We start from the raw sequence: 25,390 nt of genomic DNA, 5'->3' as shown, positions 1-25,390 counted from the left end.
TTAGCATGTTTTGGTTATTGGCGATCCTCGCCTACCTGCTCGGCTCTCTGTCCTTCGCCATTTTGCTCAGCCGCCTGACCGGCAATCCCGATCCGCGAATGAGTGGCTCGGGCAATGCCGGTGCCACCAACATGTTGCGCCTGGCCGGCAAAAAACTCGCCATCCTGACGTTGCTCGGCGATCTCTGCAAAGGCTTATTGCCCGTGCTGATCGCCGCTGTTGCGGGCCTTTCGCTACAAGATCAGGCCTGGATCGGCGTCTGCGCCGTCATCGGTCACCTGTTCCCGCTGTACTTCCGCTTTCGCGGTGGCAAGGGTGTCGCCACCGCTGCCGGGATGTTGCTGGGCCTGTATCCGCCGGCAGCCCTGCTGGCAGTTTGTGCCTGGCTGCTGACGTTCTACCTGACCCGTACCAGTTCACTGGCCGCCCTGATCGCCACACCGCTGACCCTGCCGCTGCTGGCCTGGCAAGAACCGGCAGCGCTGCTGCCCATGACCACACTCACCGGGCTGATCGTCTGGCGCCATCGCGGCAATCTACGCGACCTATTTGCCGGGCGCGAACGGCATTTTTAGATACCGGAGATGAGCCCGGCTGATCACAACGCCGACAACTGCTCCATCGGCCAGCGCGCCTGCACAGTGATCGCCAGGCTTTCCTGCTGACCGGCCTGCAAACGCTGGCAGCCGGCAAACGCAATCATCGCGCCGTTATCGGTGCAAAACTGCGGACGGGCATAAAAAACATCACCCTTCATATCGCCGAGCATTTTTTCCAGCGACGAACGCAGCGCCTTGTTGGCACTCACGCCCCCTGCGATCACCAGACGCTTCATGCCAGCCGCCTTGAGAGCTCGCTTGCACTTGATGGTCAAAGTCTCCACCACGGCCTGCTGGAACGCCAGCGCGATGTCGCAACGGGCTTGCTCACCGTCGTCCCCGGCGCTCACGCACTGCTGCCAGGTGTTCAGCGCGAAGGTTTTTAGGCCGCTGAAGCTGAAATCCAAGCCAGGGCGGTCGCACATTGGGCGCGGAAAGGTGAAACGTCCCGCAACGCCCTGCTCGGCCATACGCGCGATTTCCGGGCCACCCGGATATTGCAGCCCCATCATCTTCGCGGTCTTGTCGAACGCTTCGCCCGCAGCGTCGTCGAGTGTCTCGCCCAGCAGCGCGTACTGACCGATTCCATCGACCTGAACCAGCTGCGTATGTCCACCCGACACCAACAAAGCGACGAACGGAAATTCCGGCGGTTGCGACTCCAGCATCGGCGCCAGCAAGTGACCTTCCATGTGATGCACGCCCAGCGCCGGAATGCCCCAGGCAAAGGCCAGCGCCTGAGCACAGGAAGCCCCCACCAACAATGCCCCGACGAGTCCGGGACCCGCGGTGTAGGCGATCGCGTCGATCTCGGTCGGCACGCAGTCGGCTTCGGCCAACACCTGACGAATCAAGGGCAGCATGCGTTTGACGTGATCGCGCGAGGCCAGCTCCGGCACCACGCCGCCATAGGCACGGTGCAGGTCGATCTGACTGAACAGCGCGTCGGCGAGCAGGCCGCGTTCACTGTCATATAATGCGACACCAGTTTCGTCGCAGGAGGTTTCTAATCCCAGTACTAGCATGGGTTTGCGCCTTGTTTAGGCTGAATTCGAAGGCGCGCATAATAGTCGTCGCGTGATGCCCCGACCAGCGGTTTTCGATCAGAGGCTTTGCATTCCGTGCGATGAGGGGTTAACATCCGCAACCCTTAAAAACCGACGTCTTCAAGTGCTCTTTTGCCGCGAGGATGTTGACCCCGGTAATGAATGAAGGTAGCTCTGGATGCCAGCCGTCAAAGTAAAAGAGAACGAACCCTTCGACGTAGCTCTGCGTCGTTTCAAGCGCTCCTGCGAAAAAGCCGGTGTACTGGCTGAAGTTCGTAGCCGCGAATTTTACGAGAAGCCAACTTCTGAGCGTAAGCGCAAAGCAGCAGCCGCTGTTAAGCGTCACGCCAAGAAAGTTCAGCGCGAACAGCGCCGCGCCGTTCGTCTGTACTAATACACAGACGATCGTAGCAAGCTTCTGCCAAGCCCGGCCCTCAGCCGGGCTAATGGCATTTGCGTAAAACGCTTGATGCTTCACCGTCGAAGCCGCAGACGCGACCGAGACAAATCTGCTTTATCGCGTCAGACCTGGCTCTTTTGCCAGCGGTGCACGTCTTTTCTGACGAGCCTTTCAAGGCTACTGACGAGCACACCCACTGATTCCTCTCACGACGATCAGCCCAAGGCATCTCTTGCATGCCACATGATGAGCTATCCGAGACCCTTGACGGGCCGCAGCCGGATTCAGCGCAACACTTTCAAATAGTCGAATACTGATTGGAATTAACGTCAGTGGATTTTCGGCAGATACACTTCCCGATAGCGATTACGCAGACGACACTGGTCGAGCCGCACAGCTTGCGCGCCTCAAATGATGACCCGCGTCCGGCCGCCCTTCGTTTCGGACCTTTTCAGCGCAGATGACGAGAACGCCATGGCCGGGCTAATTCCCCAGAGCTTCATTGACGACCTTCTGAACCGCACCGACATCGTCGATGTGGTCAGCTCGCGCCTGCAAATGAAAAAAGCCGGCAAGAACTACACCGCCTGCTGCCCGTTTCACAAAGAGAAAACCCCGTCCTTCAGCGTCAGTCCCGACAAACAGTTCTACTACTGCTTCGGCTGCGGCGCTGGCGGCAATGCCCTGGGCTTCATCATGGACCACGACAACCTGGATTTCGTCCAGGCTGTCGAAGACCTGGCCAAAGCGGCCGGCATGGAAGTCCCACGGGAAGAAGGCGGTCGTTCGCACAAGCCGCGACAGCCGACCGATTCACCGCTGTACCCGCTACTCACCGCCGCCGCCGACTTTTATCGCCAGGCCCTGAAGAGCCATCCATCGCGCAAAGCCGCCGTGGATTACCTGAAAGGTCGCGGCCTGACCGGGGAAATCGCCCGGGACTTCGGCCTCGGCTTTGCACCACCCGGCTGGGATAACCTATTCAAGCACTTGAGCAGCGATACCCTGCAACAAAAAGCCATGATCGATGCCGGCCTGCTGATCGAAAACGCCGAAACCGGCAAACGCTACGATCGCTTCCGCGACCGGGTGATGTTCCCGATCCGTGACAGCCGTGGGCGCATCATTGCGTTCGGCGGCCGGGTACTGGGTGATGACAAGCCGAAATACCTGAACTCCCCGGAAACCCCGGCATTCCATAAAGGCCAGGAACTTTACGGCCTGTATGAAGCGCGCAAGAACAACCGCAACCTCGACGAAATCATCGTCGTCGAAGGCTACATGGACGTCATCGCCCTCGCCCAGCAAGGCTTGCGCAATGCCGTCGCGACCCTGGGCACCGCCACCAGCGAAGAACACTTGAAGCGACTGTTTCGCGTCGTGCCTAGCGTTCTGTTTTGCTTCGACGGCGACCAGGCCGGTCGCAATGCTGCCTGGCGAGCCCTGGAAGCAACATTGTCGAGCCTGCAGGACGGCCGCCGCGCACGCTTCCTGTTCCTGCCCGAAGGCGAGGACCCGGACACGCTGGTCCGCTCCGAAGGCACTGACGCCTTCCGCGCGCGGATCAACCAGCACGCCCAGCCACTGGCGGATTATTTCTTCCAGCAACTGACCGAAGAAGCCGATCCGCGCTCGCTCGAGGGCAAGGCCCACATGGCCACCCTCGCCGCACCGTTGATCGACAAAATCCCGGGCGCCAACCTGCGCATCCTGATGCGCCAGCGCCTGACGGAAATCACGGGCTTGAGTGGTGAAGCGGTCAGCCAACTGGCGCACAGTGCACCGCAAGACGCACCACCGGTTTATGACCCCGGAATGGATTACGACGCCATGCCGGACTACTCCGACTTCCACCAACCTCAAGAGGCCTACGCGCCCCAACAGGAATGGACGCCGAAGAAACCCGGTGCCGGCGGCAAGAAACGGGACAAGAAACCATGGAACAAAAACGGCAAGCGCAGTGACCGCGATGAGGCCTATGCCCCACGCACGCCAGTCGCGGTAGAAGCCCCGACACTTATCGCACTGCGTACGCTTATCCACCACCCGCAATTGGCTGGAAAGGTTGAGAGTGCCGAACATTTTGCCAACGAGAGCAATACGTACGCTCAGGTACTAATCGCCTTGATCGAAGCGGTGCAGAAAAATCCTAAGCTAAACTCTATTCAGTTGATGGCCCGTTGGCACGGCACAGAGCAAGGACGCCTGTTGAAAGCACTCGCAGAAAAGGAATGGTTAATTGACGGCGACAACCTTGAACAGCAGTTTTTAGACACCATTACTAGGTTATCTGCGGGTCAACATACGCAGACCCTCGACGAACTCATCAAAAAAGCAAGGCAGCCGGGATTGTCGGCTGATGAGCAAATACAGATAGCGAAACAGATGCGCGACCTTCTAAAACAGAATGTTTCCGCATCAAACCCGACCTCAACTGGCGCGTGAGGTCATAGCTCAGGTATAATCCTCGGCTTGTTTTTTGCCCGCCAAGACCTTCAGTGGATAGGGTGTTATGTCCGGAAAAGCGCAACAGCAGTCTCGTATTATTGAGTTGATCAAACTGGGTCGTGAGCAGAAGTATCTGACTTACGCCGAGGTCAACGACCACCTGCCTGAGGATATTTCAGATCCAGAGCAGGTGGAAGACATCATCCGCATGATTAATGACATGGGGATTCCCGTACACGAGAGTGCTCCGGATGCGGACGCCCTTATGCTGGCCGACGCCGATACCGACGAGGCCGCTGCGGAAGAAGCAGCCGCCGCGTTGGCAGCGGTCGAGACCGACATTGGCCGCACCACCGACCCGGTGCGCATGTACATGCGCGAAATGGGTACGGTAGAGCTCCTCACACGTGAAGGCGAAATCGAAATCGCCAAACGTATTGAAGAGGGCATCCGTGAAGTGATGAGCGCAATCGCGCACTTCCCTGGCACGGTTGACCACATTCTCTCCGAGTACACTCGCGTCACCACCGAAGGTGGTCGCCTGTCCGACGTCCTGAGCGGTTATATCGACCCGGACGACGGCATTGCGCCGCCTGCGGCAGAAGTGCCACCGCCGATCGACGCGAAGGCCGCAAAAGCGGATGACGACACCGACGACGATGACGCCGAAGCCTCGGATGACGAAGAAGAAGCCGAAAGCGGTCCAGACCCGATCATCGCTGCGCAGCGTTTTGGCGCCGTGGCCGATCAGATGGAAATCACCCGCAAGGCCCTGAAAAAGCACGGTCGCCACAACAAGGCAGCGATTGCCGAACTGTTGGCCTTGGCCGAGCTGTTCATGCCGATCAAACTGGTGCCGAAGCAATTCGAAGGCCTGGTCGAGCGTGTTCGCAGTGCCCTGGACCGTCTGCGTCAACAAGAGCGTGCAATCATGCAGCTCTGCGTCCGTGATGCGCGCATGCCGCGTGCCGATTTCCTGCGCCAGTTCCCGGGCAATGAAGTCGACGAAAGCTGGTCCGACGCACTGGCCAAAGGCAAAAGCAAATACGCTGAAGCCATTGGTCGCATTCAGCCGGACATCATTCGTTGCCAGCAGAAGCTGACCGCGCTGGAGACCGAAACCGGTCTGACCATCGCCGAGATCAAGGACATCAACCGTCGCATGTCGATCGGTGAGGCCAAGGCCCGCCGCGCGAAGAAAGAGATGGTTGAAGCGAACTTGCGTCTGGTGATCTCCATCGCCAAGAAGTACACCAACCGTGGCCTGCAATTCCTCGACCTGATCCAGGAAGGCAACATCGGCTTGATGAAAGCGGTAGACAAGTTTGAATACCGCCGCGGCTACAAATTCTCGACTTATGCCACCTGGTGGATCCGTCAGGCGATCACTCGCTCGATCGCCGACCAGGCCCGCACCATCCGTATTCCGGTGCACATGATCGAGACGATCAACAAGCTCAACCGTATTTCCCGTCAGATGTTGCAGGAAATGGGTCGCGAACCGACTCCGGAAGAGCTGGGCGAACGCATGGAAATGCCTGAGGACAAGATCCGCAAGGTATTGAAGATCGCTAAAGAGCCGATCTCCATGGAAACCCCGATCGGTGATGACGAAGACTCCCATCTGGGTGACTTCATCGAAGACTCGACCATGCAGTCGCCAATCGATGTCGCCACTGTTGAGAGCCTTAAAGAAGCGACTCGCGAAGTGCTGTCCGGCCTCACTGCCCGTGAAGCCAAGGTACTGCGCATGCGCTTCGGTATCGACATGAATACCGACCACACCCTCGAAGAGGTTGGTAAGCAGTTCGACGTGACCCGTGAACGGATACGTCAGATCGAAGCCAAGGCGCTGCGCAAGCTGCGCCACCCGACGAGAAGCGAGCATCTGCGCTCCTTCCTCGACGAGTGATACCAGAACCCCCGGCCCAGGCCGGGGGTTTTGTTTTATGGCAGATTAATATCTCCGCACCTCCCCCTCCGTGCCGTAGCCCGTCTACACTCGAAACATTCCCCCAGAGCCATAACGAGACCGTTATGCCCAGACTGCCGACCGTGCTTTTTTTGCTGTCGCTGATGACCTGGACCGCAACGGCTGGCGCGCTGACTCTAACCGACGAAGAACGTAGCTGGCTCGCGGCCCACCCGGACTTGCGCCTGGGTGTCGATGCGTCCTGGCCGCCCTTTGAGTTTCGCGACGATCATGGGCGCTACCAGGGCCTTGCGGCAGACTATATCGACCTGATTCGCCAACGATTGGCCGTCCAACTGACGCCCATCGAGCCAGTCAGCTGGACGGTTGTGCTCGAACAGGCCAAACAAGGCAAGCTCGACCTGCTGCCGGGCATCATGTCGACCCCGGAACGCCAGGCGTTCCTGTCGTTCACCCGACCCTATCTGGACTTCCCGATTGTCATCCTGGCGCACGTCGGCGGTCCCCAGCCGCGCAAAATCCAGGACCTGTATGGGCTAAAAATCGCCGTGGTGGAAAACTATGCACCCCACGAACTGTTGCGCACCCACCACCCCGACTTGAATCTGGTGGCAATGCCCAACGTCAGCTCGGCCTTGCAGGCACTGGCGACCGATGAAGTGGACGCCGTGGTCGGCGATCTCGCCTCCAGCGTCTGGAGCCTGCGCCAGCTCAAGCTCGACGGCCTGTACGTCAGCGGCGAAACCCCTTACCGCTATCAACTGGCCATGGGCGTGCCACGGGACAACAAAGTGCTGGTTGGTATCCTGGATAAAGTCCTGGCGGACATGTCTCCAGCCGAAATCAGCGCCATTCAGGAGCATTGGGTCGGCAACGTCCTCGACCATCGAACATTCTGGTCCGACCTGCTGGTCTATGGCCTTCCGGGGCTGCTGCTGCTGATTGCGGTGCTGGCGACGGTGATCCGTATCAACCGCCGCTTGAGTTCGGAAATTGCCCGACGGGTCGATCTGGAACAGGAACTGCGCAGCAGCGAGTATCACTACCGCGGGCTGGTGGAGAGTCTATCGGCCATCGCCTGGGAAGCGCGGATGAGCGACTTCACCTACAGCTATGTGTCGCCACACGCTGAAAACCTGCTCGGTTATCCCCTGTCCCATTGGCTGATTCCGGGCTTCTGGCGCAACATCATTCACCCCGCCGACCTCATTCGCGCGCAAAACTTTTGCGATCACGAAGTGTTGGCCGGGCGCGATCACAGCCTCGATTATCGGGTGATCACCGCTGATGGGCGTTGCTTGTGGGTGCGCGACATCGTCAGCCTGATCGAACACGGCCATGAACCGGTGATGCGCGGGCTGATGATCGACATCAGCGAGACCAAGCGCACCGAAGAAGCGCTTCGCCTGTCAGAGCAGAAGTTTGCCTCGGTGTTCCAGCAATGCCCGGACATTCTGGTCATCGCGCGCCTCTCCGACGGTTGCCTGCTGGAAGTGAACGAAGCGTTCGAAGAACAGATCGGCCTGCGTGCCGAAGATGTCATCGGCCAGACCGCCACCAACCTCAACATCTGGGGCATTCCCGGTGTGGGGCCGGGTTTGTTGCAGCGTTTGCAGGCCGGCAGCATCCGCAACCTGGAGATGCCCTTTCGCCGCAGCAATGGCCAGGTGTTTACCGGCCTTATCTCCGCCGAGCCATTCGACCTCGATACCACTCCGGCACTGGTGGTGGTCGTGCGCGACATCACCCAGCTCAAGGAAACCCAACAGCAACTGCAAACCTCCGAAGAAAAATTCGCCAAGGCCTTCCACGCCTCCCCGGATGGCTTGCTGCTGTCCCGGCAGAGCGACGGCTTGCTGCTTGAGGTCAACGAGGGTTTCAGTCGCATCACCGGCTTCAACAGCGCGATGTCGGTGGATCGCTCGGCCCTGGATCTGGGGATCTGGGTCAATCTCAACGAACGCAAACAGATGCTCGATTTGCTGCACCGCGACGGCTTCGTCCGCGACTTCAGTTGCCATATCCGCCGCAGCGACGGTCAGATCCGCCTCTGCGAAGTGTCCAGTCGTCCGCTGCCAATCGGCGATGAAGACTGCATGTTGACCATCGCCCGGGACATCACCGAGCGCCATTTGATGCAAGAAAAACTGCAACAGGCCGCCACCGTATTCGAGAGCACCGCCGAAGGCGTGTTGATCACGGACACGCAGCAACACATCAGCGCGGTCAACCGTGCGTTCACGGAAATCACTGGCTACAGCGAAAGCGAAGCGCTGGGCCACACCCCGCGCCTGCTCGCCTCGGGCCTGCATGACAGCGCGTTCTACGCCGCCATGTGGCACCAATTGACCGCCGAAGGTCACTGGCAAGGCGAGATTTCCAACCGGCGCAAAAACGGCGAGCTCTACCCGAGTTGGCTGACCATCAGCGCCGTGCGTAACCGGGACAAATTCATCACTCACTTTGTGGCCGTGTTCGCCGACATTTCCAGCCTCAAGCACGCCCAGGCCAAACTCGATTACCAGGCGCACCACGACCCACTGACCGGCCTGCCCAACCGCACACTGTTCGAAAGCCGTTTGTTGACCGCACTCAACACCCAGAAAGAAAACGGTGGCCAGGGCGCCGTGCTGTTCCTCGACCTCGACCGTTTCAAACACATCAACGACAGCCTTGGCCATCCGGTCGGCGACCTGTTGCTCAAAGGCATTGCCGTGCGCCTCAAGGAACAACTGCGCGATATCGACACCGTCGCGCGCCTGGGCGGCGACGAGTTCATCATCCTGCTACCCGGCCTTCAGCAGCCCAGCGATGCCGACAACATCGCCACCAAGTTGCTCAATTGCTTTACCGCGCCGTTCCAGGCCGGTGAGCACGAGTTCTTCATCAGCTCCAGCATCGGCACCAGCCTTTACCCACAGGACGGTTGCGACGTCGCCACGCTGATCAAGAACGCCGATGCGGCAATGTACCGCTCCAAAGCCAAGGGCCGTAACCGGGTCGAAAACTACACCTGTGACCTCACCGCCCAGGCCAGCGAACGCGTGGCGCTGGAGCATGAACTGCGCCGCGCCATCGAGCGCAATGAACTGCACCTCTACTACCAACCGAAAATCAGCCTCGACGACTATCGCCTGGTCGGCGCCGAAGCACTGATTCGCTGGCGTCACCCGACCTTTGGCGACGTGCCCCCGGAACACTTCATTTCCCTGGCCGAAGAAAACGGCATGATCCTGCAGATCGGCGACTGGGTCCTGGAAACCGCCTGCCGGCAAATGCACGAATGGAGCAAAACCTATGAGGGCCTTGGCCCGCTGTCGGTCAACCTCGCCGGCGCGCAGTTGCGCCAACCGAACCTGCTCGGGCGCATCGAACAGCTGCTCAAGGACTACCGCCTCAAACCCGATCTCCTGCAACTGGAAATCACCGAAAACTTCATCATGAGCCAGGCCGAGGAAGCCTTGAGCGTGCTGCATCAGCTCAAGCACGTGGGCGTGCAACTGGCGATCGACGACTTCGGCACCGGCTACTCGTCACTGAGCTACCTCAAGCGCCTGCCGCTGGACATTCTCAAGATCGACCAGTCCTTCGTCCGTGGCCTGCCGGATGACCCGCACGACGCCGCCATCGTGCGCGCCATTATCGCCCTCGGCCGCAGCATGCAATTCACCGTGATTGCCGAAGGTGTCGAGACCCAGGCGCAGCAACAATTCCTGGCCTATGAGGGCTGTGAGCAGATCCAGGGCTACATCGTCAGCCTGCCCCTGCCCCCGGACGAATTCGCCGCGACGTTTCTTCGTACAACGGTAATGGATTTTTCGGATAGCACAGCCGCGAAACCGTCGCTATAATCCGCGACCTACTGAGGGCCTATAGCTCAGTTGGTTAGAGCAGAGGACTCATAATCCTTTGGTCCACGGTTCAAGTCCGTGTGGGCCCACCAAACAAAGAAAGCCGCGTTTTTACGCGGCTTTTTCGTGTCTGACGTTTGGTTTTGTTTACTTATGGTCTCGCTTTATCGGATGACGCCGTAGGGCCTTGTAGGCAAACTCCGAATCTTCTATTTGGGCACTTTGCCGCCTTGCTGCGTTTTTCTTTGAGGGGATAGTCTCCGGTCGTCGCTGACTATTCAGTGATCGGGCTTGGAAACCCGTCAGATCACAGCGCAACAGTGCCCCTACCGCAATTCCAGTCGTTTTTACGATTGCGACTTCTGTGTTATGGCAGCTGTGCGTGGGACGCCTTCGGGCGTGCCGGTTCTATGGTCTCCGGTTTTCCAACCTGCGCACAGCCGCCACCTATTCGCTTGGAAACGAACGTGGCGACTACTCTAATCTTGGAGTAAGACCATGACTAAAACTGATACGCCATCACCCTCAGAACTCAAAACCATCGGCTTCACCCCCTTCATCTACTGCAAAAACCAAGCACTGTTCCACGTCAGTCGCGGCGTTCCGCTGGCCGATGCATTAGCTCAGGCCTCCGATCTGTTGCATTTCGCCAAAAAACTAACCCTGGACGCCGCCTACGCCAAAGACAGCGACCGCCACGCCTGCGCCGCGCATTACCTGACGGCGATGAGCAAGGCGGTGATTGATGATGTGGCGAAGGTGCTGGATCGGCGACCTGTTCAAACAACAAAGGAAACAGCCCCATCGAAAAACTCATAATCACGGCAGAGTTGAAAATTCCCAAAAAGGGACCTATCCAGACTGTGTGAAAACGCACTGAAGGCCAGCCCAACAAACGCCCCGACTTGTTCGGGGCGTTTTTTTTTGTGTGAGCAACAGACGAAAAAAGGCCTTTCAGCCCATTAGCGCGATTAACTGGCGGGCTCCGAGCACGCTAATCGCTCGCTTGAGGTTATAAGCGTTCACCGCCAAGGCCATTTCTGCTTTTGCTCCCTCCAACTGGCGCAGCAGGAACCGACCATTCCCAAACAGCCATTGCTTGAGGTTGCCGAAAGGATGCTCGACGATGGATCTTCGGCTGGCCATCATCTGCGGATGGGCCAGAATTCGCTGCTCCATTCGCTCAAAAGCTTCCTCGTGGGCATGGCGTGAGACATAGCGGCGTTGGGCGCCAGTGCATTGGGATTTGAGCGGGCAGGCAGCGCAGTCGCTGACATCGGCCTGATAGATCCGATCCCCCTTGTTGCGCTGCTTGAGCGTCAGCCAGTTGCCCGCCGGGCACTGATAACGGTCGTGTTCGTCTTCATAGGTAAAATCTTTGCGCTCAAAGAGCGCCTCGCCGCCAGGATTGACCGAACGATTGGGTGGTACATAGACCGTAATGGCAGCCTCCTCGCAGGCCTGAAACTGCTGGCCGTTTGAATAGCCGGCATCGGCCGTCACGCTGAGGGCCTCTTGTTCCAGGTGTTCTTTGGCGGCCTTGGCCATTGGCTCAAGCTGTTTTCGGTCGTCGCCGTCCTGGGTCACTTCGTGATGCAGAATCAGGCAATGTGCGGCGTCCACGGCGGTTTGTACGTTGTAGGCCACCCGCGGGCCCTTGGCGGTGCGCATCATGCGGGCATCACTTTCGTGGGTGTTGAACTGCTCAAGTCCCATCGAGCTCATCAGCGCCTGGCAGCTCTGATTGTTCTGCTGGCGAACTTCAAGCTGCGCCAGGGCTGTTTTGATTGCGCTGCGATCAATCGTCTCTGTGGTTTCGGCCTGGTCGGCTTCATCCAGCTCGGCCAGATACTGAGCAATGCGCTTATCCAGCTTCTCTTCCTGACGTTTGAGCTGTTTCAAATTCATATGACGCCGCGAGGACGCCACTGCCTGAAATTTGCTGCCATCGATGGCCACCAATTCACCGGCGATCAGGCCGGCAGTGCGGCAAAACCGGACGAAGGCACGGCACGTCGCCACAAAAGCGAGTTTGTTGTTTTTACGAAAGTCGGCGATGGTCTTGAAGTCGGGTTTTAGCCGGTTGATCAGCCACATCACTTCGATGTTGCGCTGGCACTCGGCTTCGAGACGCCGCGATGAGCGAATCCGCTGAAAATAGCCGTAGAGATAGAGTTTTAGCTGATCGGCAGGGTCATAAGAGGGGCGGCCGGTGCCTTTGGGCAGCGCCTTATCGAAGCCCAACTGCAACAGATCCAGCTTGGCGACGTAGAGGTCGATGACTCGAACGAGGTGATCCTCGGGGATCAGTTCTTCCAGCGAAACCGGGAACAGGCTGGTCTGGCTGCGGGATTCGCCTTGGATGTAGGCCATAACGAAAAATGCTCCGTATCTTTCGATACGGAGCATTTTCTTTGAGCGCTGCGCAGATTGCTAGGTTTTCACACAGTCTGTATCGCTCCCTTTTTGGGACTTATAGAGTCGACCATGCCTGCCATCCCGCTCAGCGATGCCCTGTTTACCGCCACTCAGCAAAAAGTGCTGGGCATGTTGTATGGCAAACCGGATCAGAGCTTCTATGCCAATGAAATATCCCGCTGGGCGCAGGTCGGCAAGGGCAGCCTGATGCGAGAGCTGGAGCGATTGCATAGCGCAGGCATTCTCACCATGAGTCGACGGGGTAATCAGACGCACTACCAAGCCAACCCTGAATGCCCCATCTATGCAGAACTGCTTGGGATAGTGCGTAAGACTTTTGGCATTGCAGAGCAGTTACGTGCAGCCTTGACTCCGCTGAATGATCAGCTGGTATGGGTTTTCATCTATGGCTCCATTACCAAGGGTAGCGAGCATGCAGGCAGTGACATTGACCTGATGCTGATTGGCGAAAATCTCAGCTACAGCGACTTGATGGAACGGGTACTACCCGTAGAGGAACAGCTTGGCCGCACCATTAACCCAACGCACTACACCTTAGGCGACTGGCAAGCCAAGAAGGCGGCCGGCAACAGCTTTGTAGTGCGGGTTGAACAACAGGACAAAATTGATTTGATTGGCCGCAATCCAGCAGAGGTAGCCGATGGGCAGTAACGAAAACGTGGCTGAGTACGACGGTTATATGGATGCGGATGAAACCCTTCTTGCCGAACTGTTGGCGGCGACTGATGCACTGCTGCTATTGGTGCAAGACGCCATGCTCGGGAGCAAATAACACTTCGACCCTTCGTTACTTCCAGTGCTGAACAGCACTGCAGCTGTCAGTCCAAACAGGTAACGAAGGGATGGCCTGCACCGTCCGCAGCCGTTCCAGCATCGGCCCGGTGAACACGACCTCATACGTGTCCGCCGCCCGCCCCCACTGTTCCACTATCGCCATGCCGTCGACCAGCGCTGCGGCCAATTCAGCAATCGTCTCGGCCTGATCCTCTACAAGTGCTTGAGCCCGAATCCACAGCCGATCACTCATTGCTTTAAGCTGCGCCGCTATACGCTCACCCGACGTTGGGTCGGTATCGGGAAAGGCGATATTGCGCAGTAGATGCTGTAGCTCGCGGATTTTTGCGTAATCCTGCTCAGCCCCCTTATCCCCTTTGAGGATGGCTGTGGCTTTGAGCTTATCGACGCGCTTCGCGGCTGAAGGTTTTGAAGGCAGTGTCTGCGCCATTGCGCCGGCCATGAGCACCATCATCCGGGCTTCCAGATGTTCCTTCATGATTTCCAGCGAGGCGATTGGACGCACCAAACTGATGGACGCGCCACCTTGATGCCTCAAGTCTATGGTCACTGTCAGGCTCACACCGCCCGTTTCAAAACCCAAGGCACGGGCCACGACGTAGTGGCCCATTTCGTGATGGGCGATTTGCAATGCACGGTCGCGTACTGCGGTCGGTAGCTTTGTTGTCATGTCGTTCGCCTCGCACCCTCGACTGCCTCAATCCTAGCCGATTTCCACACACGCTTTTTCTTGCCTGAACATCAGCCCTAACTCAGGCAAAGCATAGGCAACCCCATAATCCCCACGATCCGTCGACTGCCACCGATGGCTGAGAGGAAGCGAAGATTCGTTCGAATATCAGCCGCAAGCGTCCGGTCGAATGTGCCTGTAACATGCTGGACCATTGATCCGCGCCAATGGAGATGCCGCTTTGCCTGATACCCGCCCGCCCGTTCTCGACGAAATCGACCGTCAGTTGATCGCAGCCTTGCAGATCAACGCCCGTGAGAGTGTGGCCATGCTCGCCCGGCAACTGGGCATCGCCCGCACCACCGTCACCTCGCGCCTGGCGCGGCTGGAAAAGGCCAAGGTGATCACCGGCTACGGCGTGAGGCTCGGGCAGCGTGTGGTGGATGGCGGATTGCAGGCGTATGTCGGGATTACCGTGCAGCCGCGTTCCGGCAAGGAGGTTTTACGCCGACTGAGCGCGATGGCGCAGGTGCAGCAGTTGTGCGCCGTGAGTGGCGAATTTGATTATGTGGCGTGGTTGCGCACCGATTCGCCGGAGCAGCTGGATCAGTTGCTGGATCAGATCGGCAGTGTGGATGGGGTGGAGAAGACGACGACGTCGATCATCTTGAGCAGCAAGATTGATCGGGGGCAGCCGGTTTGACATTCCAATTCAGGTTTCATGAGTGTCTGAACTGACGCCATCGCGAGCAGGCTCGCTCCCACAGGGGGACAGTGTGTATTACAAGGTCGTCATATTGATCAATAGAACAGCAAAACGACGACACTTTGCGTCTTATTAACGTGTTCTGTGCTCTCTAGAATGGCTGGCATCTTTTCCTATACTCAGATGCGCATTTCGCGTCGGGTCGCCAGCAAGGTCAGCCATGAACAAGAACAATCGCCATCCTGCAGACGGTAAAAAACCAGTCACCATTTTCGGCCCGGACTTTCCTTTCGCCTTCGACGACTGGATCGAACACCCGGCCGGCCTGGGCAGCATTCCCGAGCACAATCACGGGGCTGAAGTAGCGATTGTCGGTGGCGGGATCGCCGGTCTGGTGGCCGCTTACGAGCTGATGAAGCTGGGCCTGAAACCGGTCGTCTACGAAGCCTCGAAAATGGGCGGCCGTCTGCGCTCCCAAGCGTTCAATGGCGCCGAAGGCATCGTTGCCGAACTCGGTGGCATGCGCTTCCCGGTGTCGTCCACGGCGTTCTACCACTACGTCGACAAGCTCGGCCTTGAGACCAAGCCCTTCCCTAACCCGCTGACGCCCGCATCGGGCAGCACGGTGATCGACCTCGAAGGCCAGACCCATTACGCACAGAAGCTGTCGGACCTTCCTGCACTGTTCCAGGAAGTGGCTGACGCCTGGGCCGACGCCCTCGAAGCGGGGTCGCAGTTCTCCGACATCCAGCAAGCGATCCGCGACCGCGACGTGCCACGTCTCAAAGAGCTGTGGAACACCTTGGTTCCACTGTGGGATGACCGCACCTTCTACGACTTCGTCGCCACCTCCAAGGCGTTCGCCAAGCTGTCGTTCCATCACCGCGAAGTGTTTGGCCAGGTCGGTTTCGGCACCGGCGGCTGGGACTCGGACTTCCCGAACTCGATGCTGGAAATCTTCCGCGTCGTCATGACCAACTGCGACGATCACCAGCACTTGGTGGTCGGCGGCGTGGAACAGGTTCCGCAGGGCATCTGGCGTCATATGCCGGAACGTTGCGCGCACTGGCCGGCCGGTACCAGCCTCAGCTCGTTGCACAACGGCGCACCACGCACCGGCGTGAAGAAAATCGCCCATGCGGCGGACGGCCGCTTCGCCGTCACCGACAACTGGGGCGACACCCGCGAATACGCCGCGGTACTGACCACTTGCCAGAGCTGGCTGCTGACCACGCAGATCGAATGCGATGAAACCCTGTTCTCGCAAAAGATGTGGATGGCGCTGGACCGCACCCGCTACATGCAATCATCGAAAACCTTTGTGATGGTCGATCGCCCGTTCTGGAAAGACAAAGACCCGGAAACCGGCCGCGACCTGATGAGCATGACCCTCACCGATCGCCTGACCCGTGGCACCTACCTGTTCGACAACGGCGACGACAAGCCAGGGGTCATTTGCCTGTCGTACTCGTGGATGAGCGACGCGCTGAAGATGCTCCCGCACCCGGTGGAAAAACGCGTGAAGCTGGCGCTGGATGCGCTGAAGAAGATCTACCCGAAAGTCGACATCGCCGCGCGCATCATCGGTGACCCGATCACCGTGTCCTGGGAAGCCGACCCGCATTTCCTCGGAGCCTTCAAAGGTGCACTGCCGGGTCACTACCGCTACAACCAGCGCATGTACGCGCACTTCATGCAGGACGACATGCCGGTGGAACAGCGCGGGATTTTCATCGCCGGTGACGACGTTTCGTGGACGCCGGCCTGGGTCGAAGGCGCGGTGCAGACCTCGCTCAACGCGGTGTGGGGCATCATGAAACACTTCGGCGGTGCAACTCACGCCGAGAATCCGGGTCCAGGAGATGTGTTCAACGAGATCGGACCGATCGCCCTGCCCGAGTAAGAGGAATCCGAAATGCGCGTAGCCCTTTACCAATGTCCACCGTTGCCGCTGGATGTCGCCGGCAACCTGCAACGCCTGCAACAACTGGCGCAGGAGGCCAAAGGCGCCGATTTGCTGGTGTTGCCGGAGATGTTCCTGACCGGCTACAACATTGGCGTCGATGCCGTCAGGGTGCTGGCGGAGGTGCACAACGGTGAGTCGGCGCAACAGGTCGCGCGCATTGCCCGGACTGTAGGGATTGCCATTTTGTATGGTTACCCCGAACGCACCGAGGACGGGCAGATTTACAACGCCGTGCAGTTGATCGACGCCAACGGCGAGCGCGTCTGCAACTACCGCAAGACGCACCTGTTCGGCGACCTCGACCGCTCGATGTTCAGCGCCGGGAGCAACGACTTCCCTGTGGTTGAACTCAACGGCTGGAAGCTCGGCTTTCTGATCTGCTATGACCTGGAGTTTCCGGAAAACGCCCGGCGTCTGGCGCTCGACGGCGCCGAGCTGATTCTGGCGCCGACGGCGAACATGATTCCTTTTGATTTTGTCGCCGATATAACGGTCCGTTCCCGCGCCTTCGAAAACCAGTGCTATGTGGCCTACGCCAACTACTGTGGAAACGAAGGCGACATTCACTACTGCGGTCAAAGCAGCATCGCCGCGCCGGATGGCAGCCGTATCGCTCAGGCCGGCCTTGATGAAGCGCTGATTGTCGGCGAGCTGGATCGTCAGTTGATGGTCGATTCCCGCGCCGCCAACCGCTACCTGCTTGATCGCCGCCCAGAGCTTTACGGCGTGCTGAACAAGCGCTGATCCACTAGCATGGGCACTTCACTGTTCTGGAAGTGCCCATGCCTGCGTTGAATCACCCTCGCCCCCACACTGAAACCCTGGTCAATGGTCTGCGGGTGACGCTGCGTCATGCCCCGAATTTGAAGCGTTGCGCGGCGGCATTGCGGGTCGCCGCAGGCAGTCATGATGTGCCGCTGGCATGGCCCGGCCTGGCGCACTTTCTTGAGCATTTGCTGTTTCTCGGTACAGAGCGTTTTCCTGCGAGCCAAGGGTTGATGGCCTACGTCCAGAGCCATGGCGGACAGGTGAACGCACGAACCAGCGAACGCACTACGGATTACTTTTTCGAATTGCCAACCCAGGCATTTACCGCTGGACTGGAGCGTCTGTCAGACATGCTCGCCCATCCGCGTATGAATCCGGACGATCAGCAGCGGGAACGGGAAGTGTTGCACGCGGAATTTGTCGCGTGGTCGCAAGATCCGACAGCCCAACAGAAGCAGGCGTTATTCGATGGGCTTTCTGAGGCTCATCCGCTACGAGGTTTCCATGCCGGCAATCGCGATAGCTTGCCGCTTGAGCAGCCCGAGTTTCAGCAGGCGTTGCAGCATTTTCATCAGCGGTTCTATCAGACCGAGCAGATGACTTTGAGCCTGGTCGGCCCGCAGAACCTTGATGAATTAAGGGTGATGGCCGAGACCTTTGGCAGCGTCATTGCCGACGGTAAAAAAAATCCACAACCATCTCCTCTGCCGCTGATGACGACTTCAGACAGACGTTATCAACAGACTGGCGAGCGGCGGCTGGATATGTTGTTTGTCCTCGAAGCGTTGCCCGAGTCCTCCGCCGAGGCACTGGCGTTCCTGTGCCATTGGCTCAATGCCGAGAAACCGGGTGGCTTGCTGGCGGATTTGCGCGAGCGCGGGCTGGCCGAAAAGCTTAAGGCGGAGCCGCTCTACCAGTTCGCCGGACAAGCCCTGCTGCACATCGAATTCACATTGCCCACCCATGCTCCAGCCACCGGGATTCGCGAGCGGCTCACGGATTGGCTGAGTTTCTTCGCCCGGCAAGACTGGAGCGGGTTGCGCGAAGAATACGCCGCCCTGCTCCAGCGCCAGCAACACGTCAGCAGTGCGCTGCAATTGGCTCGACTGGACAGCGAACAACGCGACGTCGGTTTGTCCGCGCAGGGCGTTTTAGCCCTCAAGCTCATCCTCGAAAAAATCGGCGCTGTGGATAACGTCAACGGGGCATGGCATTTGCCCGCACCTAATCCGTTCCTGCATTCAGAAGCACCCGCAACCAACGCCAATTTGATTCGCGGCCAGACGAGCGCCCACCGTGGCTTGCGCACCTTTGCCCAGGATCGCTCACGCAGCCGTCGCGAACGTTCGCCCATGCAATTCACTCAGGCTTTGCCGGATAACAGCGTCGAAGGAGCCATTTATCTGCGCTGGCGCCTGGACTCGACGCCCGGCAGCAAACTTCAATCACGGCTGGAAAGTAACCTGCAACCGCTGCGCGAAGATGCGCGTCAAGCCGGTGTGGACTTTTCCTTCAGCGCGTCGGGCAACGAATGGTTGCTGAAAATGACCGGGCTACAGGAGCCGATGCCCATCGTTCTGGAGCATGCGTTGAAAGCGCTGACAACACTGGATGCCGATGTCTCACCGTCGGAACCGACGGGCGCTGCGTTGATACCGATTCGACAACTGCTCAAGGCATTGCCCGATCACTGCCTCGGGCACACCGCGAACCCGGACGATGCGCAGCCACTCTGGTCGAGCGCACGCTGGGAGGGTCTGGCTATCGGGCTTTCCACTCAGACTCAAGCGGCCATGGGCCTGGCCCTTAGCCGCATACCCGGCACGCCGGACAATCAGCTGACCCCGCCGCCGACAATCCCGTCGCAACGTCTGTGGACCGCCGTCGATACCGGTTCCAGCGAACATGCGCTGCTGCTGTTCTGTCCGACAGCCACTGAAGAATTGGCCGACGAAGCTGCATGGCGTTTGCTGGCACACGTCTGTCAGACGCCGTTCTATCAGCGCCTGCGGGTGGAGTTGCAACTCGGTTATGCGGTGTTCAGCACCTTGCGCCAGATTCACGGGCAAACCGGGCTGCTGTTTGGCGTGCAATCACCAAACGTGGCCGCGGCGGATCTGCTGCATCACATTGAGCAGTTCCTCAACGGTTTACCGGCGTTGATCGAGGCCATTGACGACACCATGTTCATCACCCAACGCCAAGCCTTGGCCGAGCAGTTTACCGTCGACGCTTTGCCCACCGTTCAGGCAGCCGAATTGCTTTGGCAGGGCAAGCTGAGCGGCCGTTCGTCGGATTACCTGACGCAATTACCCGATGCAATCGAGCGGATCGACCGCGCGCAATTGCTCGCCGCCGCACAGCGATTGAATCAGGCTGAGGGCGGCTGGCGCTGCCTGGCCAACAGCCCCGCACCCGGCGCACCTTGGCAAGCGACAAAATGATCATTACCGGGGCTGCAATGAGCTTTCTCAAAGTTTCACGGGCACTCCCTTTGAAATTTTGAGTAACATAGCAGCCTAACTATCTGGTACATCTCTGACTTGAGGTGGACTATACCTATAGATAGCGCTGTCCTACCCCACCTGAAGGAGTTCAATTTATGGCCTGGACCAAACCTGCCTACACCGACCTGCGTATCGGCTTCGAAGTCACCATGTACTTCGCCAGCCGCTGATCTGCCTTGGCAGAGATGCAGCACAACGCCTCGGATATCCGAGGCGTTTTATTTTCAGCGTTGAAATGATGGAGCATCCATGTTCGTCCAGATTCTAGGTTCCGCCGCCGGCGGCGGTTTCCCGCAGTGGAATTGCAACTGCGTGAACTGCGCAGGTTTTCGCGATGGCAGCCTGCGTGCCAAAGCGCGGACCCAGTCATCCATCGCGATTTCCGATGACGGCGTGAACTGGGTGCTGTGCAACACTTCCCCGGACATCCGCGCCCAACTCCAGAGCTTTGCCCCGATGCAACCGGGCCGGGCCCTGCGTGATACCGGGATCAGTGCGATCATCCTCATGGACAGCCAGATCGACCACACCACCGGTCTGCTCATGCTGCGCGAAGGTTGCCCGCATCAGGTGTGGTGCACCGACATGGTCCACGAAGACCTGAGCACCGGGTTCCCGCTGTTCAACATGCTCAAGCACTGGAATGGCGGCTTGACCTGGAACCGCATCGAGCTCGATCAAAGTTTCAGCGTTCCAGCCTGCCCGAACCTGCGCTTCACCCCGCTGCCACTGCGCAGCGCCGCCCCGCCCTACTCGCCGCACCGCTTCGACCCCCATCCGGGCGACAACATCGGCCTGATCGTTGAAGACCTGAACACCGGCGGCAAGCTGTTCTATGCGCCGGGCCTGGGCAAGGTCGATGCGCCGTTGCTGGAGATCATGGCAGGCAGCGATTGCCTGTTGGTGGATGGCACGCTGTGGGACGACGATGAGATGCAGCGTCGCGGTGTCGGCACCCGCACAGGACGCGAGATGGGCCACCTGGCGCAAAGCGGGCCTGGTGGCATGCTTGAAGTCTTTGAGCAGTTGCCTGATCCACGCAAAGTACTTATCCACATCAACAACACCAACCCGATCCTTGATGAAGACTCACCACAGCGCGCGGAGCTGGATCGGCGTCAGGTTGAAGTGGCATATGACGGCATGAGTATTGTGCTGTAGACAAATGAGACCGCTGTGCGGTCTATCGCTAGCAGGCTAGCTCCCACAGGGGTATGCGTTTCAACTGTAGGCGCTGGCCCGCTAGCGATGAGGCCAGCTCAGGCAATGAAGAATCCACCGGTCCTACCGGGAGAAAAGAAATGACTGACACCCCAATGTCCCCCGCCGAATTCGAAGCCGCGCTGCGGGCCAAAGGCGCCTACTACCACATCCATCATCCCTATCACGTGGCGATGTATGAGGGCCGTGCAAGCCGCGAGCAAATCCAGGGCTGGGTCGCCAACCGTTTCTACTATCAGGTGAACATTCCCCTGAAAGACGCGGCGATCCTCGCTAATTGCCCGGACCGCGAGATCCGCCGCGAGTGGATTCAGCGCTTGCTCGACCACGATGGCGCACCCGGCGAAGACGGTGGCATCGAAGCCTGGCTGCGTCTCGGTCAAGCCGTCGGTCTCGACCCGGATCAACTGCGCTCCCAGGAATTGGTGCTGCCCGGCGTGCGTTTCGCCGTGGACGCCTACGTCAACTTCGCCCGTCGTGCCAGTTGGCAGGAAGCCGCCAGCAGCTCGCTGACCGAACTGTTCGCGCCCCAGATCCACCAATCGCGCCTCGACAGCTGGCCCCAGCATTACCCATGGATCGACCCGGCCGGCTACGAGTATTTCCGCACGCGTCTGGGTCAGGCGCGGCGCGATGTCGAGCACGGTCTGGCGATCACACTTGAGCACTACAAAACCCGCGAGGGCCAGGAACGCATGCTGGAAATTCTCCAGTTCAAACTGGACATTCTTTGGAGCATGCTCGATGCCATGAGCATGGCCTACGAACTGAAACGCCCGCCGTATCACAGCGTCACCCGTGAGCGGGTCTGGCACAAAGGAATCACCTTATGAGTTTCGATCGCAGCAAGACCCCGACCTGGCGTCCCGGCTATCGCTACCAGTACGAACCGGCGCAAAAAGGCCATGTGCTGCTGTACCCGGAAGGCATGATTAAACTCAATGAAAGCGCCGCACTGATCGGCGGCTTGATTGATGGTGAGCGTGACGTCGCGGCGATCATCTCCGAGCTCGATCGACAGTTCCCCGGCGTGCCCGAGCTCGGTGACGACATCGAGCAGTTTATGGAGGTTGCCCGTGCGCAGCACTGGATCGAACTTGCCTGATTCGTCGGTGCAAGTACCGCCCAAACCTGAAATCGGCTTGCCGCTGTGGCTGCTGGCGGAGTTGACCTATCGCTGCCCGCTGCAATGCCCGTACTGCTCCAATCCACTGGACTTTGCCGAGCAAGGCAAAGAGCTGAGCACCGAACAATGGATCAAGGTGTTTCGCGAAGCGCGGGAGATGGGTGCGGCGCAACTGGGCTTTTCCGGCGGCGAACCGCTGGTGCGTCAGGACCTCGCCGAACTGATTGCCGAGGCCCGCAAGCTGGGTTTCTACACCAACCTGATCACCTCCGGCATCGGCCTCACCGAGCAGAAAATCGCCGATTTCAAGAAGGCTGGCCTCGATCATATCCAGATCAGTTTCCAGGCCAGTGACGAACAGGTGAACAACCTGCTCGCCGGTTCGAAAAAGGCTTTCGCACAGAAGCTGGAAATGGCCCGCGCAGTGAAGGCTCACGGCTATCCAATGGTGCTGAATTTCGTCACCCATCGGCACAACATCGACAAGATCGACCGCATTATCGAGCTGTGCATCGCCCTTGAGGCAGACTTCGTCGAACTCGCCACTTGCCAGTTTTACGGCTGGGCGCAGCTCAATCGCGTCGGGCTGCTGCCGACCAAGGAACAACTGGTGCGCGCCGAACGCATCACCAACGAATATCGCGCCAGGCTGGAAGCCGAAGGACATCCGTGCAAACTGATTTTCGTCACGCCGGACTACTACGAAGAACGGCCGAAAGCCTGCATGAATGGCTGGGGCAGTATTTTTCTGACAGTCACGCCGGACGGAACCGCCCTGCCGTGCCACGGCGCCCGACAAATGCCGGTGAAGTTTCCCAACGTGCGCGACCACAGCATGCAGCATATCTGGTACGACTCATTTGGATTCAACCGTTTCCGCGGTTACGACTGGATGCCCGAGCCGTGCCGGTCTTGCGACGAGAAAGAAAAAGATTTCGGCGGCTGTCGCTGCCAAGCGTTCATGCTCACCGGTGACGCGAGCAACGCCGACCCTGTGTGCAGTAAATCTGAACATCACGGCGTGATCCTCAAGGCTCGCGAAGAGGCTGAGCACGCGACCCAGACCATCGAACAACTGGCCTTTCGCAATGAACGAAACTCACGCCTCATCGCCAAAAGCTGAGCCTTTCAGCGCCGCCAAGGCCGTCGCAGCCGGCATCGATTTTGCCGAACTGCAGGCCGGCCAACACGGTTTGTTCTGGAACGAATACCGACCGGAAGATGCCGCGTGCCGGATCTGGCATTGGCACGACGGCGCAGCGAAATGTCTGACACCGCCGGGGTTCAGTGTGCGCAGTCGCGTGTACGAATATGGCGGTGGTGCGTTTTGCCTGACGGATGACGGGGTGGTTTTCGTCAACGAGGCGGACCAGCAGCTGTATCGCCAATCGCTACAGGGCGAAACGCCGCAAGTGCTGACAACCGGTGTGTGTCGCTACGGTGATCTGCAGTTCGTCCATGACCAGGTGCTGGCGGTTGAGGAAAATCGCAACGAACACCGGTTGGTGGCGATTGATCTGGCGGATGGCACGCGGCATTTACTGGCCGAAGGTGCCGATTTTTACGCCGCACCGACACTCAGTCCCGACGCTAGCCGACTGGCCTGGATCGAGTGGAGTCGCCCCGATCAACCGTGGACCGCGACCCGTTTGATGGTCTCCGAGCGCCAGAGTGACGGTGCCTTGGGTCCCGCCCGTTGCGTGGCCGGCGATCAGGCTCAAGAGTCGTTGCAACAACCACGATTTGATCGCAGCGGCCGTTTGTTTTGCCTGACGGACCGTGGCGGCTACTGGCAGCCGTGGGAGGAGTCGGAAAACGGCCTCATCCCTTTGCCGAGCGCTGCCGCCGATCATGGTCCGGCGCCTTGGCAGCTCGGCGGCTGCACCTGGTTACCGTTGCAAGAAGGCACTTATCTGGCGAGCTGGACCGAAGGCGGTTTTGGTCAATTGGGCTTGTGTGGTGATTGCCGGGATGACTTTACCGGCGACTACAGCCGCTTCCGGCATCTGGCCGTAGATCGGCTGTTCATTTACTGCATCGCCGCGTCGCCGATCAGTTCGGCTGCGGTGATCGCTATCGATCGCCAGACCCGGCAAGTCAACGTGCTGGCGGGGGGAGTGGCTCCGCTGCCCGCTGAAAATATCAGCCGGCCGCAAACCCTGCGTTATCCAAGCGGCTCGGGTGAGGCCCACGGTTTCTTCTACCCGGCGATGACCGGCGATGCGAACCCGCCGTTGGTAGTGTTCATCCACGGCGGCCCGACGTCGGCGTGCTATCCGATGCTCGACCCGCGCATCCAGTATTGGGCGCAACGCGGTTTCGCCGTCGCTGATCTCAACTATCGCGGCAGCAGCGGCTATGGCCGCGCCTACCGGCAAGCGTTGCATTTGAGTTGGGGTGATGTCGATGTCGAAGATGCGTGCGCGGTGGTCAGCCATCTCGCCGAGCGCGGGTTGATCGACGGCGACAAAGCGTTCATTCGCGGCGGCAGTGCCGGTGGTTACACCACGCTGTGTGCGCTGGCTTTCCACAATGTGTTCCGGGCCGGGGCGAGCCTGTATGGCGTCAGCGATCCGGTTGCATTGGGCCGGGCAACCCACAAGTTCGAGGGCGACTATCTGGATTGGCTGATCGGCGACCCGGTAAAGGACGCCGAACGCTATGCCGCGCGAACACCATTGCTGCATGCGGGCGACATCCGCGTGCCGATGATCTTCTTTCAAGGGGAACTCGACGCCGTGGTCGTGCCGCAGCAAACCCGCGACATGGTCGAGGCATTGCAGAACAACGGCATCCTGGTGGAAGCGCATTACTACGCGGACGAACGACACGGTTTCCGCAAGGCCGGCAATCAGGCCCATGCGCTGGAGCGGGAGTGGTTGTTTTATCGGCGGGTGATGGACCTGGCGCCGTAA

21 protein-coding genes and 1 tRNA gene are annotated in these 25,390 nt (G+C 59.1%); 19 read left to right on the top strand and 3 right to left on the bottom strand.

What is annotated here, in order from left to right:
- Window positions 1–5 precede the first annotated feature (5 nt).
- Window positions 6–575, top strand: coding sequence for a glycerol-3-phosphate 1-O-acyltransferase PlsY (gene plsY, locus ACNYC6_RS16265; protein ID WP_419708297.1), 570 nt, complete (start codon window positions 6–8; stop codon window positions 573–575).
- A gap of 23 nt (window positions 576–598) precedes the next feature.
- Here plsY and tsaD read toward each other — a convergent pair whose 3' ends face one another.
- Window positions 599–1,624 carry a tRNA (adenosine(37)-N6)-threonylcarbamoyltransferase complex transferase subunit TsaD gene (gene tsaD / locus ACNYC6_RS16260; protein ID WP_419708296.1) on the bottom strand — a complete coding sequence of 342 codons (1,026 nt, stop codon included), beginning with the start codon at window positions 1,622–1,624 and terminating at the stop codon, window positions 599–601.
- Between the two features lie 199 nt (window positions 1,625–1,823).
- Between tsaD and rpsU the strand changes: the two genes are divergently transcribed.
- From rpsU to ACNYC6_RS16230, 6 genes are all read left to right on the top strand, one after another.
- A complete protein-coding gene (gene rpsU / locus ACNYC6_RS16255; protein WP_002551877.1) occupies window positions 1,824–2,039 on the top strand; it encodes a 30S ribosomal protein S21 in 216 nt (71 codons plus the stop codon).
- Between the two features lie 480 nt (window positions 2,040–2,519).
- Window positions 2,520–4,490, top strand: coding sequence for a DNA primase (gene dnaG, locus ACNYC6_RS16250; RefSeq protein WP_419708295.1), 1,971 nt, complete (start codon window positions 2,520–2,522; stop codon window positions 4,488–4,490).
- Window positions 4,491–4,557: 67 nt separating this feature from the next.
- The gene (rpoD, locus tag ACNYC6_RS16245) at window positions 4,558–6,405 is read left to right on the top strand and encodes an RNA polymerase sigma factor RpoD (RefSeq protein ID WP_419708294.1); all 1,848 of its coding nucleotides are present in this window, start codon (window positions 4,558–4,560) and stop codon (window positions 6,403–6,405) included.
- Window positions 6,406–6,530: 125 nt separating this feature from the next.
- Window positions 6,531–10,277 carry a bifunctional diguanylate cyclase/phosphodiesterase gene (locus ACNYC6_RS16240; RefSeq protein WP_419708293.1) on the top strand — a complete coding sequence of 1,249 codons (3,747 nt, stop codon included), beginning with the start codon at window positions 6,531–6,533 and terminating at the stop codon, window positions 10,275–10,277.
- Window positions 10,278–10,292: 15 nt separating this feature from the next.
- Window positions 10,293–10,369 (top strand) — tRNA-Ile (locus ACNYC6_RS16235).
- A 406-nt stretch (window positions 10,370–10,775) separates the two neighbouring features.
- Window positions 10,776–11,096 (top strand): DUF3077 domain-containing protein, encoded by a 321-nt coding sequence (locus ACNYC6_RS16230; RefSeq protein ID WP_419708292.1) that lies wholly within the window; start codon window positions 10,776–10,778, stop codon window positions 11,094–11,096.
- Window positions 11,097–11,231: 135 nt separating this feature from the next.
- Here ACNYC6_RS16230 and ACNYC6_RS16225 read toward each other — a convergent pair whose 3' ends face one another.
- Window positions 11,232–12,650: an IS1182 family transposase gene (locus ACNYC6_RS16225; RefSeq protein WP_419708291.1), complete on the bottom strand. Its 1,419-nt coding sequence runs from the start codon at window positions 12,648–12,650 to the stop codon at window positions 11,232–11,234.
- Window positions 12,651–12,764: 114 nt separating this feature from the next.
- On the opposite strand from ACNYC6_RS16225, the gene ACNYC6_RS16220 reads away from it, so the two are divergent.
- A complete protein-coding gene (locus tag ACNYC6_RS16220) occupies window positions 12,765–13,367 on the top strand; it encodes a nucleotidyltransferase domain-containing protein (RefSeq protein ID WP_419708290.1) in 603 nt (200 codons plus the stop codon).
- Window positions 13,357–13,488: a hypothetical protein gene (locus tag ACNYC6_RS16215; protein WP_419708289.1), complete on the top strand. Its 132-nt coding sequence runs from the start codon at window positions 13,357–13,359 to the stop codon at window positions 13,486–13,488. Before ACNYC6_RS16220 ends, ACNYC6_RS16215 begins: the two co-directional genes overlap by 11 nt.
- A gap of 15 nt (window positions 13,489–13,503) precedes the next feature.
- On the opposite strand, the gene ACNYC6_RS16210 is transcribed toward ACNYC6_RS16215, so the two are convergent.
- Window positions 13,504–14,181: a peptidase M41 gene (locus ACNYC6_RS16210; RefSeq protein WP_419708288.1), complete on the bottom strand. Its 678-nt coding sequence runs from the start codon at window positions 14,179–14,181 to the stop codon at window positions 13,504–13,506.
- Window positions 14,182–14,422: 241 nt separating this feature from the next.
- On the opposite strand from ACNYC6_RS16210, the gene ACNYC6_RS16205 reads away from it, so the two are divergent.
- The 10 genes from ACNYC6_RS16205 (at window position 14,423) to ACNYC6_RS16160 (ending at window position 25,390) form a co-directional block, all read left to right on the top strand.
- Entirely contained in the window at window positions 14,423–14,884 is a 462-nt protein-coding gene (locus ACNYC6_RS16205; protein ID WP_007980298.1) for an Lrp/AsnC family transcriptional regulator, read from the top strand.
- A gap of 223 nt (window positions 14,885–15,107) precedes the next feature.
- A complete protein-coding gene (locus ACNYC6_RS16200; protein WP_419708287.1) occupies window positions 15,108–16,790 on the top strand; it encodes a flavin monoamine oxidase family protein in 1,683 nt (560 codons plus the stop codon).
- Between the two features lie 12 nt (window positions 16,791–16,802).
- Window positions 16,803–17,597 (top strand): carbon-nitrogen hydrolase family protein, encoded by a 795-nt coding sequence (locus tag ACNYC6_RS16195; RefSeq protein ID WP_419708286.1) that lies wholly within the window; start codon window positions 16,803–16,805, stop codon window positions 17,595–17,597.
- Window positions 17,598–17,635: 38 nt separating this feature from the next.
- On the top strand, window positions 17,636–20,065 hold the full coding sequence (gene pqqF / locus ACNYC6_RS16190; protein WP_419708285.1) for a pyrroloquinoline quinone biosynthesis protein PqqF: 2,430 nt from the start codon (window positions 17,636–17,638) through the stop codon (window positions 20,063–20,065).
- A 158-nt stretch (window positions 20,066–20,223) separates the two neighbouring features.
- Entirely contained in the window at window positions 20,224–20,298 is a 75-nt protein-coding gene (pqqA, locus tag ACNYC6_RS16185) for a pyrroloquinoline quinone precursor peptide PqqA (protein WP_003444522.1), read from the top strand.
- 79 nt (window positions 20,299–20,377) lie between these two features.
- A complete protein-coding gene (gene pqqB, locus ACNYC6_RS16180) occupies window positions 20,378–21,289 on the top strand; it encodes a pyrroloquinoline quinone biosynthesis protein PqqB (RefSeq protein WP_419708284.1) in 912 nt (303 codons plus the stop codon).
- A 140-nt stretch (window positions 21,290–21,429) separates the two neighbouring features.
- Window positions 21,430–22,182, top strand: a complete 753-nt coding sequence (gene pqqC / locus ACNYC6_RS16175; protein WP_419708283.1) for a pyrroloquinoline-quinone synthase PqqC — start codon at window positions 21,430–21,432, stop codon at window positions 22,180–22,182.
- Window positions 22,179–22,454, top strand: a complete 276-nt coding sequence (gene pqqD, locus ACNYC6_RS16170; protein WP_419708282.1) for a pyrroloquinoline quinone biosynthesis peptide chaperone PqqD — start codon at window positions 22,179–22,181, stop codon at window positions 22,452–22,454. The genes pqqC and pqqD overlap by 4 nt, the downstream gene beginning before the upstream one ends.
- Before the next feature lie 7 nt (window positions 22,455–22,461).
- Window positions 22,462–23,598 carry a pyrroloquinoline quinone biosynthesis protein PqqE gene (gene pqqE / locus ACNYC6_RS16165; protein ID WP_419712974.1) on the top strand — a complete coding sequence of 379 codons (1,137 nt, stop codon included), beginning with the start codon at window positions 22,462–22,464 and terminating at the stop codon, window positions 23,596–23,598.
- Entirely contained in the window at window positions 23,564–25,390 is a 1,827-nt protein-coding gene (locus ACNYC6_RS16160; RefSeq protein ID WP_419708281.1) for a prolyl oligopeptidase family serine peptidase, read from the top strand. The genes pqqE and ACNYC6_RS16160 overlap by 35 nt, the downstream gene beginning before the upstream one ends.

The sequence above is a fragment of the Pseudomonas sp. NFX224 genome (assembly GCF_048565165.1).
GTDB lineage: Bacteria > Pseudomonadota > Gammaproteobacteria > Pseudomonadales > Pseudomonadaceae > Aquipseudomonas.
The sequence above is the reverse complement of the archived record's forward strand: the minus strand, read 5'-3'. Positions and strand labels throughout refer to the sequence as shown.